At 64.2% G+C, this 15,337-nt stretch carries 15 protein-coding genes and 2 pseudogenes; 9 read left to right on the top strand and 8 right to left on the bottom strand.

Features of this window, described 5'->3' with window-relative positions:
* The first annotated feature begins 166 nt into the window (after positions 1 to 166).
* The 5 genes from F6X37_RS21750 (at position 167) to F6X37_RS21730 (ending at position 5,659) form a co-directional block, all read left to right on the top strand.
* Positions 167 to 1,402: an alkaline phosphatase family protein gene (locus F6X37_RS21750; RefSeq protein ID WP_187612712.1), complete on the top strand. Its 1,236-nt coding sequence runs from the start codon at positions 167 to 169 to the stop codon at positions 1,400 to 1,402.
* A gap of 8 nt (positions 1,403 to 1,410) precedes the next feature.
* Complete coding sequence (locus F6X37_RS21745; RefSeq protein WP_262419982.1) at positions 1,411 to 2,697, top strand: cytochrome-c peroxidase; 1,287 nt, start codon at positions 1,411 to 1,413, stop codon at positions 2,695 to 2,697.
* Between the two features lie 125 nt (positions 2,698 to 2,822).
* Positions 2,823 to 3,515 carry a lytic transglycosylase domain-containing protein gene (locus F6X37_RS21740; protein WP_187612711.1) on the top strand — a complete coding sequence of 231 codons (693 nt, stop codon included), beginning with the start codon at positions 2,823 to 2,825 and terminating at the stop codon, positions 3,513 to 3,515.
* Positions 3,516 to 3,709: 194 nt separating this feature from the next.
* Positions 3,710 to 4,627, top strand: a complete 918-nt coding sequence (locus tag F6X37_RS21735) for a DUF2242 domain-containing protein (RefSeq protein WP_187612710.1) — start codon at positions 3,710 to 3,712, stop codon at positions 4,625 to 4,627.
* A 780-nt stretch (positions 4,628 to 5,407) separates the two neighbouring features.
* Entirely contained in the window at positions 5,408 to 5,659 is a 252-nt protein-coding gene (locus tag F6X37_RS21730) for a hypothetical protein (protein WP_090802601.1), read from the top strand.
* Between the two features lie 80 nt (positions 5,660 to 5,739).
* Here F6X37_RS21730 and F6X37_RS21725 read toward each other — a convergent pair whose 3' ends face one another.
* On the bottom strand, positions 5,740 to 6,669 hold the full coding sequence (locus tag F6X37_RS21725) for a DMT family transporter (protein ID WP_187612709.1): 930 nt from the start codon (positions 6,667 to 6,669) through the stop codon (positions 5,740 to 5,742).
* A 236-nt stretch (positions 6,670 to 6,905) separates the two neighbouring features.
* Between F6X37_RS21725 and F6X37_RS21720 the strand changes: the two genes are divergently transcribed.
* Both F6X37_RS21720 and F6X37_RS21715 read left to right on the top strand, forming a co-directional pair.
* The gene (locus tag F6X37_RS21720) at positions 6,906 to 7,658 is read left to right on the top strand and encodes an IclR family transcriptional regulator C-terminal domain-containing protein (protein ID WP_187612708.1); all 753 of its coding nucleotides are present in this window, start codon (positions 6,906 to 6,908) and stop codon (positions 7,656 to 7,658) included.
* A gap of 265 nt (positions 7,659 to 7,923) precedes the next feature.
* Positions 7,924 to 8,133, top strand: a complete 210-nt coding sequence (locus F6X37_RS21715; protein WP_184056380.1) for a hypothetical protein — start codon at positions 7,924 to 7,926, stop codon at positions 8,131 to 8,133.
* Between the two features lie 151 nt (positions 8,134 to 8,284).
* On the opposite strand, the gene F6X37_RS21710 is transcribed toward F6X37_RS21715, so the two are convergent.
* Both F6X37_RS21710 and F6X37_RS21705 read right to left on the bottom strand, forming a co-directional pair.
* Entirely contained in the window at positions 8,285 to 8,560 is a 276-nt protein-coding gene (locus F6X37_RS21710) for a hypothetical protein (RefSeq protein WP_018418694.1), read from the bottom strand.
* Between the two features lie 53 nt (positions 8,561 to 8,613).
* Positions 8,614 to 9,372 carry a Mut7-C RNAse domain-containing protein gene (locus tag F6X37_RS21705; protein ID WP_187612748.1) on the bottom strand — a complete coding sequence of 253 codons (759 nt, stop codon included), beginning with the start codon at positions 9,370 to 9,372 and terminating at the stop codon, positions 8,614 to 8,616.
* Positions 9,373 to 9,465: 93 nt separating this feature from the next.
* Here F6X37_RS21705 and F6X37_RS21700 point away from each other — a divergent pair, with 93 nt between their 5' ends.
* Both F6X37_RS21700 and F6X37_RS21695 read left to right on the top strand, forming a co-directional pair.
* A complete protein-coding gene (locus F6X37_RS21700; RefSeq protein ID WP_184034705.1) occupies positions 9,466 to 10,335 on the top strand; it encodes an NAD(P)-dependent oxidoreductase in 870 nt (289 codons plus the stop codon).
* Between the two features lie 106 nt (positions 10,336 to 10,441).
* Positions 10,442 to 11,077 (top strand): LysE family translocator, encoded by a 636-nt coding sequence (locus F6X37_RS21695; RefSeq protein WP_184034702.1) that lies wholly within the window; start codon positions 10,442 to 10,444, stop codon positions 11,075 to 11,077.
* Positions 11,078 to 11,320: 243 nt separating this feature from the next.
* On the opposite strand, the pseudogene F6X37_RS21690 reads toward F6X37_RS21695, so the two are convergent.
* From F6X37_RS21690 to F6X37_RS21670, 5 genes and pseudogenes are all read right to left on the bottom strand, one after another.
* Positions 11,321 to 11,539: pseudogene (locus tag F6X37_RS21690) on the bottom strand (OmpW family outer membrane protein); the annotation flags it as partial.
* A pseudogene (locus F6X37_RS21685) lies at positions 11,499 to 11,927 on the bottom strand (DUF2957 domain-containing protein); the annotation flags it as partial. The pseudogenes F6X37_RS21690 and F6X37_RS21685, both read right to left, overlap by 41 nt.
* A gap of 124 nt (positions 11,928 to 12,051) precedes the next feature.
* Positions 12,052 to 13,437, bottom strand: coding sequence for a DUF2957 domain-containing protein (locus F6X37_RS21680; protein ID WP_187612707.1), 1,386 nt, complete (start codon positions 13,435 to 13,437; stop codon positions 12,052 to 12,054).
* 111 nt (positions 13,438 to 13,548) lie between these two features.
* Positions 13,549 to 14,496 carry an N-acetyl-gamma-glutamyl-phosphate reductase gene (argC, locus tag F6X37_RS21675; protein WP_184056376.1) on the bottom strand — a complete coding sequence of 316 codons (948 nt, stop codon included), beginning with the start codon at positions 14,494 to 14,496 and terminating at the stop codon, positions 13,549 to 13,551.
* Between the two features lie 222 nt (positions 14,497 to 14,718).
* Positions 14,719 to 15,291: a flavodoxin family protein gene (locus tag F6X37_RS21670; protein ID WP_026225500.1), complete on the bottom strand. Its 573-nt coding sequence runs from the start codon at positions 15,289 to 15,291 to the stop codon at positions 14,719 to 14,721.
* Positions 15,292 to 15,337 lie beyond the last annotated feature (46 nt).

Below are 15,337 nucleotides of genomic sequence, written 5' to 3'. Positions count from 1 at the left end.
CGCGAAGCGCGAATCGAGTGGGCAACCCGCTGGTTCGCCAATGGTTTTATCGGTGAACTAATGTCAACTTTCACGGCAATGTCATAGGCGCTCCATAAAGTCTGCCCGCAAATAGAACCGCATTCCCGACAGGGCAACAAAAAGACAGCAACAGAGGGCCACGAACATGTCACACCGCATTGGGCTACGCGCATTCATCATGGCCGCTTGCGCGGCTTTAATCGCTTTGATCGTGGCCGCCTGCGGCTCGTCTTCTTCGTCCGGCGGGCTGCAACTGACCGGACAGCAGCAGATTCGCCACGTCTTCGTGATCACGCTCGAAAACGAAAACTACGCGACCACATTCGGCGCCAACACCAAAGCGCCGTATCTCGCGCAAACACTGGCATCGCAAGGCGCGCTCGTGCAGCAGTACTACGGCACGGGCCACGTGAGTCTCGACAACTACATCTCGATGATCAGCGGCCAGTCGCCGACCAACGAGACCGACAACGACTGCATGACCTATCAGGACTTCAAGCTGACCGGCATGACGTCCGATGGCCAGGCGATCGGCTCGGGCTGCGTGTATCCGGCGAGCGTGAAGACGTTGCCGGACCAGCTGAAGGCAGCGGGCTATACGTGGAAGGGCTATGAAGGCGACATGGGCAACGATCCGTCGCGCGAAGCGGCCACCTGCGGCCATCCGACGCTGAACACGACGGACCTCACGCAGTCGGCCCAAGCGCCGAGCGCGGCCGTGCCGCTCGGCGACCAGTATGCGACGCGCCACAATCCGTTCATGTACTTCCACTCGATCATCGATTCGCCGGACTGCGGACAGCACGTCGTCAATCTGAATAACCTGCAGAACGATCTGCAATCGGTCTCGACCACGGCGAACTTCAACCTGATCACGCCGAACCTGTGCGACGACGGCCACGACGCACCTTGCGTGAACGGCCAGCCGGGCGGCCTGACGAGCGCGAACACGTTCCTGCAGAAGTGGGTGCCGATCATTACCGCATCGCCGGCGTTCCAGAAGGATGGCCTGCTGATCATCAACTTCGACGAAAGCAGCTACGCGACGGTCACGCAGTCCGCGTCGGGCGAGGATCTGGTATTTGCGGGCACGACCTGCTGTAGCCAGCAACCCGGCCCGAACCTGCCGTCGTTCCCGGAGACTTCGTCGCTCGCCTATAACGGCATCACGATCAACCTGACCAAGTCGAGCTACGGCGGCGACCAGACCGGCGCTGTGATGATCTCGAAGTTCATCAAGCCGGGTACGGTGTCCACGGTGCCGTACAACCACTATTCGATGCTGAAGAGCATCGAGGACATCTTCCAGCTCGACCACCTTGGTTATGCGGGACAGGCCGGTCTGGTGGGGTTCGGCAGCGACATCTTCACGAACCTGTAAAAGACTCGATGCTGTCTTCTGTCATGCGATTCACGGCGCGCGCGAGCGCGCGTCGGATAGCGCTCGCCGCCCTGATGGGCGGCGCGTTACTGGGGGGCGCCGGTGCGGCGCCCGCTGTTGCGTCGAATGCGACACCGACATCCGCCGATGCGAAGCCCGTCTATAGCGACGCCGCCGCGCTCGGCAAACTGATGTTCTTCGATCCGGCGCTGTCGGCCTCGGGCAAGATGTCGTGCGCGAGCTGCCACAGTCCCGAGCACGCGTACGGGCCGCCCAACGGTCTCGCCGCGCAACTGGGCGGCACGGACTTGCATCAGCAGGGCACACGCGCGGTGCCGAGCCTGCGCTACGTGCTGAACCGTACGCCGATCTGGACGCATGCGCAGGCGGCGAGCCTGTCCGAGCGGCTCAGCGAAACGGACAACGCGCCGGTCGGCGGCTTCGGCTGGGACGGGCGCTTCAACTATCTGCACGATCAGGCGAACTTCCCGCTGTTCAATCCGAACGAGATGGCCAACAAGGATCCGGCCGCATTGCTCGCGAAGATGCAGCGCGCGCCATACGCTGCGCGCTTCAAGGAAGTATTCGGCCAGAACATTTTTGCCGATCCGACCAAGGCGTTCACCCAGGCGATGTACGCGATCGAGCGCTTCGAGCTCGAAGACCCGAGTTTTCATCCGTACACGAGCAAGTTCGACTACTACCTGGACGGGAAAGTGCAACTAACTGCACAAGAGCTGCGCGGCAAAAAACTGTTCGACGACCCCGCCGGCGGCAATTGCGCATCCTGTCATATCGACCAGTCGGGCGTGAACGGCGCTCATCCGCTTTTCACCGACTTCAACTTTCAGGCGCTTGGCGTGCCGCGCAACGCTGAACTGAAGGTCAACGCCGATCCGAAGTATTTCGACATGGGCCTGTGCGGACCATTGCGTACGGATCAGAGCGACAAGCTGAACTGCGGACTGTTCAAGTCGGTATCGCTGCGCAATACCGCGACGCGCCACGTGTTTTTTCACAACGGTCGCTTCCACACGCTGAAAGAGGCGTTGCGTTTCTACGTGCAACGCGATACGAACCCGGACAAGTGGTATCCGAGGGACGCGCACGGCAAAGTCGACAAATTCAACGATCTGCCGATCGCACTGCGCGTGAACGTCGATACGACCGACGAGCCGCTGACGCGCAAAACGGGCGAGCGTCCGGTCTGGTCCGAGCGTGATATCGACGACGTCGCCGCGTTCCTCGCGACGCTGAGCGACGGCTATGACCTGAAGTCAAAAGCGGTCAAATGAACGCATCGGAAAGCGGGACGAGATCCGCTCACCCTTGATTTAAAAGACAAAAATTGCCGACGAAAGGCGCCGCCCGACGCCGCGGCGCTATAATGCGCGGATCTTTGCTTCCTCCGACGTCCACTATGAGCCGGTTACTTTGCCTGATCGTGCTTTCGCTCGGCCTCACGCAAACCGCGGCGGCCGACGAAAACACCGACCGAATATCGGCGTACCTGACGCAGAAGTTCGGTGTGGGCAAAGAAAAGGCTCAAAAGATCTCCGACGCGGTGCAATCCGCCGCCAACAAATACTCCCTTCCTCCGGCGCTGCTGCTCGCCATCATCTCGATCGAATCCCGCTTCAAGGAAAAAGCCCGCGGCGCCAATGGCGCGACGGGGCTGATGCAGGTCGTGCCGCAGGCGCACCGCGGCCTGCTGCGCAACGTGAAGGATCTGACCGAGCCGGGTGCGAACATCGAAGCGGGCTCGGCGATTCTGTACGGCTACATGCGCTCGGCGAACGGCGATCTGAATACCGCGCTCAAGAGCTATGGCGGCTCGAAGGCCTATGCGCAGAAGGTGAATCTGCGCGTGGAGGATTTCGCGGCGGTTGCGACACCCGCTGACGGCGCTTCCGGGGCCGCTGGGCGGGCCGCGTCGTGCGAGGCGGATCGTTGCGCCAGCGCGAACCCGTGGGCCGACGCGTTCAGCGTGCCGGCGGCGCTCATTGCATCCGCGGCACCCGCCGCGAGCGGGGCAGCCGGGGCATCGGCGGCCGCGACCTCTGGGTCGACTTCGGCCGCGACGATTGGCTCGACGCGCACGACGTCGAACTAGGCACGCACGCGCGATTTCTTTCGCATTTTCGCCCGCATGCACTGCGAGGGCGCGGCAGCGTGCTTCAAGTTGACGTGGTGTTACCCGCTGCAATCGGGTCCGGGCTGTACCTTGCACGCTTTTTACGCACGTGACGCTGCCCGCTCTACAATGCATTTCCATTCGCGCTCACGAGGCGCTTCTCGCAACTGATCATGCAGAACCCCTTTTCCCGCACCACCGCCGCGGCCCTGTTCGGGCTGGTCGCGCTCACGGCATGCAGCAGCACGCCGCAACCCAAATTCACTCAGGAACTATTCGAAACCGGCGCAAGCCCGTACGCGCGCAATTTCAATTCGAGTACGGGCGATAGCTGCGAAGCCGCGCGCCGCGCATTGCTGAGCCAAGGCTATCTGACGACGATGTCGCGTCCCGATACCGTCGACGGCACGAAGAATTTTCAGCCGACCGGCGATTCGCACGTGGTCGTTGAATTTCACGTCGTGTGCACGCCCGGCGAAGAGGTGGCCGATACCAGCATCGTGTACGTGAACGCGGTGCAGAACGGCTTCGCATTGAAGAAGAGCGATACGTCGGCGAGCGTCGGGCTCAGCGTGCTCGGTTCGCTGTCGCTGCCGATTCGCTCCAATAGCGACGCGATGGTGAAGATCTCGAGCGAGACGATTCCGTCGGGCAAGTTCTATGACCGCTTTTTCGGTCTCGTCGATCATTACTTGCAGACGGTCGTGCGCACGCAGCCGGTGACGAGCAGCCCGATCGAGACGCGGATGCTGCCGATGCCGGTAGCAGCGCCGCTTCAACTGACGATCCCTGAGCCGGTGCCCGAGCCGGTAGCGGCGACCACCTCCGCTGCAGTCCGAGCGACGCCGACCGTGCCGGTTCAGACGACCTCACCAGCGCTCGCCCAACCGACGACCGACAAGCCTGTCGCCGTGACGCCACCAGCTGCGGCTCAGGCGGTCGAGTCAGCGCCCGCGCCAGTGCAGTTAACCGCACCCGCACCGGTTCCGTTGACGACACCGTCGACATCCTCGCCGGTCCAGCCCGCCGACCCAATTGGCCAGGCTGCAGCGATCGAACCCGCGAGCGGCACGGCGCCTCTGGTGCCGTGACAGCGGCGCAGCGGCTTTCGCATCGAGGCTGATCAAGGTCCGATCAGCCTCTGATTCAGGCGCGCAGCGATATTCACCTTATGGTGTTTACTTGATACGTATACATACGTAGTAGTAGTTAACAAGGGTCAACCGATTCTGTGGATAAGTCGCAAATGTCGCGCCGCTTCAACATCATGCGAAACCTATAACCCTGCGGAACACGTCGGTAGAAAAACTACATAACCGGGATAAGTTCGAACACCGTTAGCCGACCCTGATCCTTATCAAGATTTCGCGCACAGGCTGTTCGTCGCGCTATCCCGAAGTTATTCAGAGGTCGCTGTGGATAACAAGTCTCCGACCGACACTTCCCGTTGCTCCCGCATCGACGCTTCGCGCGACGCGAAGCGCTCGCCAACGCACAGATTTCCGCCCACCGAACGCGCACATTGATAACGCGGCACGAAGATTGCGCGCCTTCTTATTGCAAGCGCGACTGTTGCTATTTAGTCAAAATCATTTGCCCAACGAACAATCCGGCATAGAGTTAAAGTGCTTTGTGAGGTTTCTGGTGCAGTGCGGGGGATGTATGAGACGCAGATCAGCACGACAGCTAGTCCGTCTTCTGTCGGACCTTCGACATGCGGCCCATTGCAGCTCGTTGCGTGCGGTCGCGACGAGTCGGATGATGGCGCTGGCAGCCGCCGAGGCCGCCGAGAACGGCGACGCCGCTCGCGACGACGACAGTCCCGAGTCCGCGCGCGATGCGCAGCGCGACAAGCTGTTCCGGAGCAGATCATGAGAGCCGCGAGCGAACAGTCGTTGCGGTTTCTGGTCGAGAAGTGGCTTTCGCCATCGCCGGCCGAGCCGGTTCGCGTGACGGAGTTCAGCCGCACACGCGCGGGCGGGCGGCGCTATGTGCGGGTGGAGACGTCGCCGGAACAGGGCGGGCGGGGTCTGTTCTTCTTTCGCCACGACGACGGCTGCTGGTGCGTGTTTCCGCCAACCGCCGATACGCCGAGCCTATTCGCTCATCCGCGCGCGGCATAGTTGGGCGAAGGGGCAAGACGCCTGTCGGCGCGCATCCGCGCACCGAGCGTTGGCGTCGAATCGTTTTATAACGCTGTAAATCACATCACCTGCGGCGCACGCTGCCGGGCGCGTTTCCAGCCCGGCAGTATCTGACACACGATCAATCCCGCGAGCATCAGCGCAGAGCCGAACAACGCGCGAGTCGTCAGCGTTTCGCCGAGGACGAGCCAGCCCGCAAACGCCGCGAACACGCCTTCCATGCTGAAAATCACCGCCGCATGCGAGGGCGCCGCGTAGCGCTGCGCGACCACCTGGATCGTATACGCGACGCCCACCGATAACGCACCGCCGTACGCGATCGTCGGCGCGGCTCGCGCAATTACCGCGGCGCTAACGGGTTCAATGGCAAGGCCGATCGACAGGCACACGAGCCCACAGGTCACGAACTGCGCGAGTGCGAGCATCAGCGTGTCGTGGCGCGCCGCGAAGCGGCCGACCAGCATCATCTGCGCGGAAATCACCAGCGCCCCGGCGAGCTGATACCAGTCGCCGTATAGCATCGAAAAGTGCTCGTCGACGCTCAGGAAGTACATGCCAACGGCCGCCAGTAGCGCGCCAAGCCACGTATGGAGGCCAGTCCGGTGGCGAAACAGCACGCCGAGCAGCGGCACGATCACCACATACAGCGAACTGATGAAGCCCGCGTTCGCGATCTTCGTGTACTGCAGGCCGATCTGCTGCAGCGAGATCGACACGGCCAGCACGACGCCGAGCAGCCCGCCCGCGCCAAGCAGTTCGCGGGCTCCGCCGGGCGCGCGCTTCGTCAGCTCGGCGAGCGCCGCGCGGCGCACGCAGACGATCATCGTCAGCACGACGAGCGCGCCGAGCAGAAAGCGCAAGCCGGTAAACAGGAACGGGCCGATCGTATCGAGGCTCAGTCGCTGTGCGACGAACGCGGAGCCCCAGATCATCGCCGCGATCAGCATCAGCACGTTCGCGCGCAGGTGTTGGCGGGTATCGGGATTCAAGATTTCTTCTGATTTGTCTTGGGATCGCGCTGGGAAGCCGCGCAGGCGCGCCACGCGGTGCTCAGCCGGTAAGGAATCGCTCACATGATACGCGGGCGTCGCGCGCCGGGCAGGCAAACCCCGCGAGTCGCGCGATAATCGCGCAACGGCCGTGCGGTCGCCGGCCTGCGGATCGCGGTAATCAAGCGACTTGCGGACCGGACCGCGATCCCCCGCTCCTTCCACGAGCAAACGACATGGACGACAAGGACTGGATCGCGGGCGCCGCGAAGGCGCTCGCGATCATCGAAGCATTCGACGAAGAGCACGCGCGCATGACGCCAACGATGGTCGCCGTGCGCGCCGGCCTGTCGCGCACGGCTGCGCGCCGCTATTTGCTGACGCTGCGCGAGCTCGGCTACGTCGACACAGACGGCAAGCTGTTCTGGCTCGCGCCGCGCGTGCTGCGGCTCGGCCAGTCTTACCTCGATTCGGCGCGGCTGCCGCGCACGGTGCAACCGTTCCTGCAGCGGATCACCGCGACCGTGCAGGAAACCGCGCTGGTCGCGATCCTCGACGAACACGACGTCGTCTACGTCGCGCGCAACGGCGTGAATCGGGCGATGGCGGTCGGCTTCGTGACCGGCTCGCGCGCGCCGGCGCCGTTGTCGTCGGCGGGGCTCGTGCTGCTCGCGTTCCAGCCGCCCGACAGCATCGACCCGTGGCTCGCGTCGTATCCGATCAAGGTTTTCACGCCGTACACCTATTCGACCGTCGAACGGCTCAGAGAAGTGCTTGGCGAAATCCGCCGCAACGGCTACGTGGTCACCGACCAGCAGCTCGAGATCGGTGTGCGCGGCGTCGCGGTCCCGCTGCGCGACCGGCACGGTACGGTGGTCGCGGCGATCAGCGTCAGCATGCCGATCGGCGAGGAGTCGGCGAACGCCGCGCTGCACCGCGTTTTGCCGGCGCTGCAGGAGACCGCGAGCCTGCTGCGGAACCTGGTTTGAGCGCCGCGAAGCGGTCGGCGAGGCGCGCGGGCGGCGGCTTCACGGGGACCTGATAGGGTCCTTGGTGCGCCTTGCAGGTAGATGAAAGCAGGCTGAAAGCAGGCTGTCTCCCGGAAAATACATATCGAGTTTTGCGCATGACAAACCGCCTACGCCTGGGTAATACTCTCCCGCGGGGAGCACAAGGCACCTCGAAGTCCAGCCGCTCTACCGTGCAGCTGTATTCATTCACATTGACTCAGTCGTCTGGTTTGGGGATCAACACATGAAAAAAGTTATCGTCTCGCTCGCAGCCGCTTCGATCGCACTCGTTTCCGTTCAGGCTTTCGCGCAGGCATCGGATGCCGCTGCTATGGAAGCAGCAAGCGCACCGAAGAAGCACCACGTCAAGCAGTTGAAGACCCACGGCAAGAAGGCACACGTTTCCGCCGCAGCTTCGGCAGCAGGCACGAACGACAAGGGCGTGCAGAACTAAGCCAACGCGCGCTCGTTGGGCGCGACATAGCGCTGCGCCGCACCGGTTGCCGGTCGGTGCAGCCGGTGGCGGCAGATGCGTTGCCAGCAAAAAGGCCAGAGCTCGCGCTCTGGCCTTTTTGCTGTTGCGGCGGATTTTGCGCGCGGGAAGATCAGCCCGCGAGCCCGCGCCGGATCACTTCATCCAGCAGCCCGTTCAGGCCGTCCGGATGACTGGCGGCGCGCGTTTTCAGCTCCTCCACCAGCTCGCCGTTGAGCTTGCACGCAAACGGGACGAGGCCTTGCGCCTGATCGAGCTTGCGCTGCTCGCGCCGGTCGATCTTCGGCTCGGTCGCCGCGTTCTTGCCGCCGCGGTTAGCGGTTGCCTGTTTCATCGCGTTGCCCAGTTTCAGCGCCTTGTTCTTTTCAAGGTCGGTTTTTTTCATCATCGGAAAGGCCTCTGCCAAATAGATCAACCCGCATTGTACGCAAGCGCGGGGCGTCAGCCGACACGGTCCGGTGCGCCGGCGGAGACGCTGTCCATCAACGCGCGCATCCTCTGCCAATGCGTGCCTTCCCAGAACACGCGTCGGCATACATCGCAGGTCACGAAGCGGCTGTGCCGCTGCAGCACGCCGCGCGGCACGCGCAGGCCGGCTTCCTCGCGTGCGATGCGTCGCAGCGGCGCGTTGCATACGAGGCATAGCCGAAACGGTTGCGCGCTGCGCGCGAGGTCGAGCCGCTCGAACACTTCGCGCAACTGCTCGCGCGGCCGCAGCGCGCGCACGTAGCAGCCATGCGTGATATTGCGGCGTTTGAGCAGCTCGCGGTCGCGCGTCAGCACGATGCGCTGCTGCGCGGCGGCAAGCGCCTCGATATCGGCGTCGGGAAAGTGGTTGTCGTACAGCGTATCGAAGCCCGCAAGCCGCAGAAGCGGCGCGAGGCCGCCGAGATGCGCATCGGCGATGAAGCGCATCACGCGCAACGGACGCTCGCGCACGCGCAGCAGCGGCTGGATGTCGAGCGCCTCGAATTTCGGATAGACCGCGACGCGGTCGCCGTCGGCGAGCGGATGATCGAAACCAACCGAGTCGCCGTTCACCAGTATCAGTTCGACCTCGGTATGCGGCACACCGAGCACTTCGATCATGTGCTTGGTCGTTGCGCCGCGCGCGCAGACGCAGGTGAACGCGCGCCGGCGCAGCGGCCGGGCGATGAAGTCGTTCAGCTCCTCGTAGAAGCGGAATGTCGCGGTGACCATGCCTGCAGTATCGCACCGCTCGGATTGCGCGTTGTCCTGCGCTTGTCGCATGAGTGTGCTCTACTTCGGGTTCTTTAGAAGACGGAGCGATAGATGGACATCGGTTTTATTGGTCTCGGCGAGATGGGCGCCGCGATGGTTGCAAACATTCTGAAAGCCGGGCACCAGGTGCGCGTGTGGAACCGCTCACCGGAAAAGGCCCAGCCGCTGGCCGGGCTGGGCGCGCAAGTCGTCGCGACGCCGGCTGAAGCGTTTGCGGGCGACGCCGTGTTCTCGATGCTCGCCGACGATGCCGCGCTGCGCGAAGTCATCACCGCGTCGTTGCTCGAACATGCGCCGCGCGGGCTGATCCACGCGAATATGGCGACGATTTCCGTGGCGCTCGCCGAGGAGCTGGCGACCGCGCACGCGTCGCGCGGCGTGCATTACGTCGCCGCACCGGTGCTCGGGCGGCCCGACGTCGCGGCCGCGGGCAAGCTGACGATCGTCGCCGGCGGCCCGGCCGAATCGATCGACCGGATCCAGCCGATTTTCGACGCACTCGGCCAGAAGACCTGGCGCATCGGCTCGCTGCCGCAGCAGGCGAACGTGATGAAGCTGGCCGCGAACTTCATGCTCGGCGCGGCGATCGAGACGCTCGGCGAAGCGGCCGCGCTCGTGACGGGCCACGGCCTCGCGATGCAGGACTTTCTCGACGTGATCACGAGCGGCCTGTTTCCGGGACCGGTGTACTCGGGCTACGGCAAGCTGATCGCCGAGCAGCGCTTCGAGCCGGCGCTGTTCAAGGCGCGTCTGGGACTGAAGGACGTGCGCCTCGCACTCGCCGCCGCCGATGCGGTGACAACGCCGATGCCGGTCGCGAGCGTGGTTCGCGACAGCCTGATCGAGGCGATCGCGCACGGCGACGGCGAAAAGGATTTCGCGGTGCTGGGTCAGGTCGCGACGCGTCGGGCCGGCCGCTGACGGCACCGTCAATCGCCGGACGCGAGCGATCGACGCTACGTGGCCGCATGAGTCGCGCTGGGCGGCAAGGCATAATAGCCGCCCGATCCCCCGACACCCGATTTCGATGACTCTGCATACCTGGTGGCTGTTCGCCGCCACCGTTTTCGTCGTTTCCGCGATTCCCGGTCCCAACATGCTGCTCGTGATGACGCACGGCGCCCAGCACGGCCTGCGTCGCGCGAGCGCGACGATGGCCGGTTGTCTGTCGGCGCTGGTGCTGATGCTGGCGGTATCGGCGGCGGGGCTCGGCGTGTTTCTGGCGGCATGGCCGACCATGTTCAACGCACTGCGCATGATCGGCGCGGCCTACCTCGTGTATCTGGGCATCAAGGCATGGCGCGCGCCGGCCGACGAAACCGCCGCGCACAACGTCGACGACCTGACGGCCAGGCCCGCGCGCTCGCGCTTCGCGCTATTTCGCAACGGCTTTCTGGTCGCGAGCAGCAATCCGAAGGCGATCCTGTTCGCGGCCGCGCTGCTGCCGCAATTCATCGATGCAACCCAGCCGAAGTTGCCGCAGTTCGGCGTGCTGCTCGCGACGTTCGCGTCGATCGAGGTCAGCTGGTATCTGGTGTATGCGGGTTTTGGCACGCGCATCGGCGCCAGATTGAAGAGCCGCAGCGTCGCGCGGATGTTCAACCGGCTGACGGGCGGTGTGTTCGTCGGTTTCGGCGCGATGATGGCGCTGGTGAGGCACTAAGCACCGCGCGTGTCGGCAGACAAGGAAAAACTGAGCCGTACCCATATGACCGTTGTATGTCTGCAACATTGAGGGTCAACCCTAATTTGCATGTTGCAACGCACCAAGCGGTCTGCTATAGTTCGTCTTGTCTCCTCCATGTCTCCTCTGATATGGATTCAGCCCGCCAACTTAGGTGGGCTTTTTTTTTGCCCGGAATTCGCCGCGCGCCCAAAGCGGCGCCGCGATCGCGGAAAATCAAATTCAGAACTTATACGACACGGCCAGGAAGGAAGTGATCGGGTTCGCGCCCAGATCCGCCTTCGACACGCCAAGCTCCGTCCCATCGGCCGCCTTGATGATGACCGACGACGTCGTCTTCAGCGGGATATACGTGACCGACGCAACGAGCCCCCAGTGCACGGTGATGTTGTACGCAAGGCCCGCGTTGAACACCGGCGCCCACGACGACGACGCCTTCGCCCACGAAAATCCGCGCCGGCCGGCTCGCATCGAGGCTCGCGCCGTTCAGACGGAACGCGCACTGGTTCAGCTTGTTGGTCGGCAGCCGCGTTTCCTGGGTCAGGGAGCCGCTCGCGACCTGGCCCGCGCGCGTCGGGGCGACGGTGCCGGTGGTGGCGGGAATCGGCGACTGGATGTAGCTGATCTGCCACGTCATCTTCGTCGTATCGAGCTGCAGTTTGACGAGTTCACCGTCTCCGCCGCCACCGGTGAAGACCGTGCCGTAGTCGAGCGACGCAGGGCACAGCCGCGTTTCGGTCATCGGTCCGTCGCCGTTACTGCCGCCGCCGCCGCACGCGCCCAGCAACGGTGCGCACAGAGCGAGCACCGAAATGATTTTCGAATTCATACCGCCTCCCGAATGTTCTCGTTGTCCGTGGCCGGCTCCCATTCCGGCCACCGTCTGTTTCATGTGTCCCGCACTGAGCCGCGCGGGTCGACTGCGCGTTGCGCGCAGCGGGTGCCTGTTGCTTTTATTTGCTGATCTGCGCGCCGATGCCGAAGTACGGCGCGCTCGGCGTATCCGCATTCGCCGACGTCGACCTGATCCCGCCGTTTTCCTCGCCCTGAATCACCGTCGCGTACAGTCCGCCCGACGCGATCGCGAGATCGGTGTTGCCGGTGCCGTCCTGCACGTTGACGAGACCGGGGCTCGACGCGCCATAGCTCAAACCGACCGAGCTTTCCGCGGCCGACGTCGACGGATTGATGAATGTCGCGGCCGCGCCCTGGACCAGCGTCGCCGTGTACTTGAAGTTCGAATCCGCGCCGACGTAACCGCCATCGAAGCCGCCCGAGGTGAGCGGCGTCGCCGCGGCGAGCATTGCGATGCCGGATTCGTCGTCGACCTGCGGGGAGATCAGGTTGCTCGTGTCGACGAAGCCGGTGCGGACCACGAGCGGGACCGTCGCGCCGTTGAGCTGGCCGAGGATCATGTGCGCGGTGCCGTACTTGCCGGTGCGCAGCGGATTGCTGGCGGCGCCGGTGCCCGGCACGATCTGCGGCGGGTCGGCGCTGTCGAAATAGCCGTTGCTGTTCAGCGTCAACGGGTTGCCGGTGCTCAGACACCCGGCCGCGCTCGATGACGTGCAGTTGCCGCTCGCGTCGAAGGTTTCGACGGCGTTCGTGGCGACGGTTTCGTAGTTCGCGGTCGGCGACAGGTGGTACAGCAGCGCGTTGTAGGTGCCGGCAAGCTTCGTGATGTCGGTCGTCGTGCTCGCGAAGCCGAGGAACGGATAGAAGTCGAAGTGCCGCTTGTTGACCGCGCCAATGGCGGGAACGCCGGGCAGCAGCGTGATGCCTGCATACTGGATCGTCGCGCCTGGAATCCCGCCGCCCGCGACGCCCTTGCCGATCAGGATCATCGGCGGGTTCGGGTTGTCGACGAAGTCGGGCGTCGTGTAGGTCGTGCCGTCCGACGCGGTGCCGGTGCCCGCGCCGAGGATGAACGCGCAGCGTGTCTGCTCGGCGGTCGGCAGCATGCCGGTGGGCGGGTGAATCACCGCGCCCGTGATCTGCGTGCCCCTGCGTGTGACGGAGACGCTCGCGCTGGTGAGCGGAATCGGCGACTCGAGCCACTTCAGCGTGTAGGTCATCGCGGTCGCGTTGATATTCAGCTGAACGATTTCGCCGCTGCCGGCGCCGCCGAGGTAAGTGCTTTTGACGAGGTCCGCGGTGTCGGGGCACAGCGTCGCGGTGCTAGCGCTGGGCGTCGGCGCGCCTTGCGTACCGCAACTCGCGCCCGCGCATTGCGCCGGTGTGACGGAGCCCGGATTGTCGGCTTTGCCGCCGCCGCAAGCGATAAGAAAAGGTGCTGTGGCAATAGCCATGGTCAGGCCGCGAGTTATGCCGTGCGACATGCTGCTGGCGGAAAACAATGCAGTGCAATGCAATGAGCGGGCTTTAAAACAAAAAAAGCCGGTCTGCAAAGACCGGCTTTTTTCGTGGCACCGCGGATGCGGTCGACTCGCCTAGCGTTTCAAACCGGTGCCTTCTGCCGCGCCGATCGCGAGATTCATGCACTGGATCGCCGCACCCGACGCGCCCTTACCGAGATTGTCCAGCCGCGCGACGGTCACGAAGCGCTCTTCGTTGCCGAACACGAACAGGTCGACGCGGTTGGTGTCGTTGTTCGCCTGCACGTCGAAGAAGCCGTTGTCGAGACTCGCGTCGGCGTTGAACGGCGCGACGTGCACGAACGCTTCGCCCGCGTAGTATTCGGCGAACTGAGCCTGCACGTCCTGCGGCGTCGTCTTCTTCGCGAGCTGGCCCGGCGAGAAGTACGTGGTGACCGCGAGGCCCTTGTAGAAGTCGCCGACGATCGGCGTGAAGATCGGCGCCGACTTCAGGCCCGTATGCGTGGCCATTTCCGGCAGGTGCTTGTGCGTGAGGCCGAGCGCGTACGGGCGCGGGCTCTTGAGTCTGTCGTTGCCGCCGGCTTCGTAGTCGGCAATCATCTTCTTGCCGCCGCCGCTGTAGCCAGTGATCGAATAGGCGTGCGCGGCGAACTCGGGCGCGACGACGCCGCCTTCGACGAGCGGGCGCATCGCGAGCACGAACGCCGAGGCGTGGCAGCCCGGCACGGCGATGCGTTTGGCGGTGCGCAGGCGCTCGCGCTGCGAGCGAGCCAGCTCGGGCAGGCCGTAGGCCCAGTCGGGCGAGGTGCGGAACGCGGTGCTCGCGTCGATCAGCACCGTGCGGTCGTTCTCGACGAGCGAGGCCGACTCGCGCGAGGCGACATCGGGCAGACACAGGAACGTGACGTCCGACGCGTTGATGAGACGACGGCGCTCGTCCAGGTCCTTGCGCTTCGCTTCTTCGATACGCAGGATTTCGACGTCGGCGCGCTGCGACAGGTATTCAAAAATTTTCAGGCCGGTCGTGCCTTCCTGTCCGTCGACAAAAACTTTCGTGCTCATCTCGATCTCACTCGCTGGAAACGGGGCGCGACGCCGCGCCGGAACGTTATTTTAAGACGTCATCGCCGCGACCGTGCGGTGCAGCGCGAAAAAACGACGATGCGCGCACAACGTGACGTTGGCGTGACCCGTTGCGCGGCAAATGCGGGCTGATGACCGAAGATGAACCGCCGATGAGCCGCGACGTCGTTTCGGCGCCGTTCAGCCATTAGCCGCGCGCCGCTACCCGCGCGGCGCGATCCAGCGCGCGGTGACGCCCGCAATGCGCGCGCCGAACAGGCGCGCGGTTTCGAGATCGCCCGGCGGCGGCGCTTCGTCGGGCGACGCATCGGCCGCCGATTGCGTAAGCAGTCCGGTAAAGCCGCCGACGAAGTTCAGATCGTTGCGCGTCGCGGCCTTCGTGTTCGACGGCATCATGCCGGTGCCGGCCCAGATCATGCTGTGCTGCATCGCCAGCGTGACGAAGTACTGAATGGTCGAGAACTTGTCGCCGTTCATCGTCGCCGAGTTCGTGAAGCCGGCTGCGATCTTGTCTTTCCACGCCTGCGCGAACCACGGTTTCGAACTGGCGTCGGCGAACTTCTTGAAGTCGGCCGACGGGCCGCCCATGTAGGTCGGCGCGCCGAAGATCAGCGCGTCGGCGGCGGCGAGTTCGTCCCACGAGGCGTCGTCGAGGTCGCCGACCGGCATCATCTTCGCCTGCGCACCGGCTTCCAGCGCGCCCGCGAGCACGGCTTCGGCGACCTTCTTCGTGTGGCCGTAGCCACTGTGATAAACGATGACGATCTTCGACATGAAGTGCTCCAGCAAAGCGATCGGGAAGGCGAGCGGCGCAAGCCAG

The organism is Paraburkholderia sp. 31.1 (genome assembly GCF_014397645.1).
In the GTDB taxonomy this organism is placed as follows: domain Bacteria; phylum Pseudomonadota; class Gammaproteobacteria; order Burkholderiales; family Burkholderiaceae; genus Paraburkholderia; species Paraburkholderia tuberum.
This window is presented reverse-complemented; position numbering and strand designations above follow the sequence as displayed.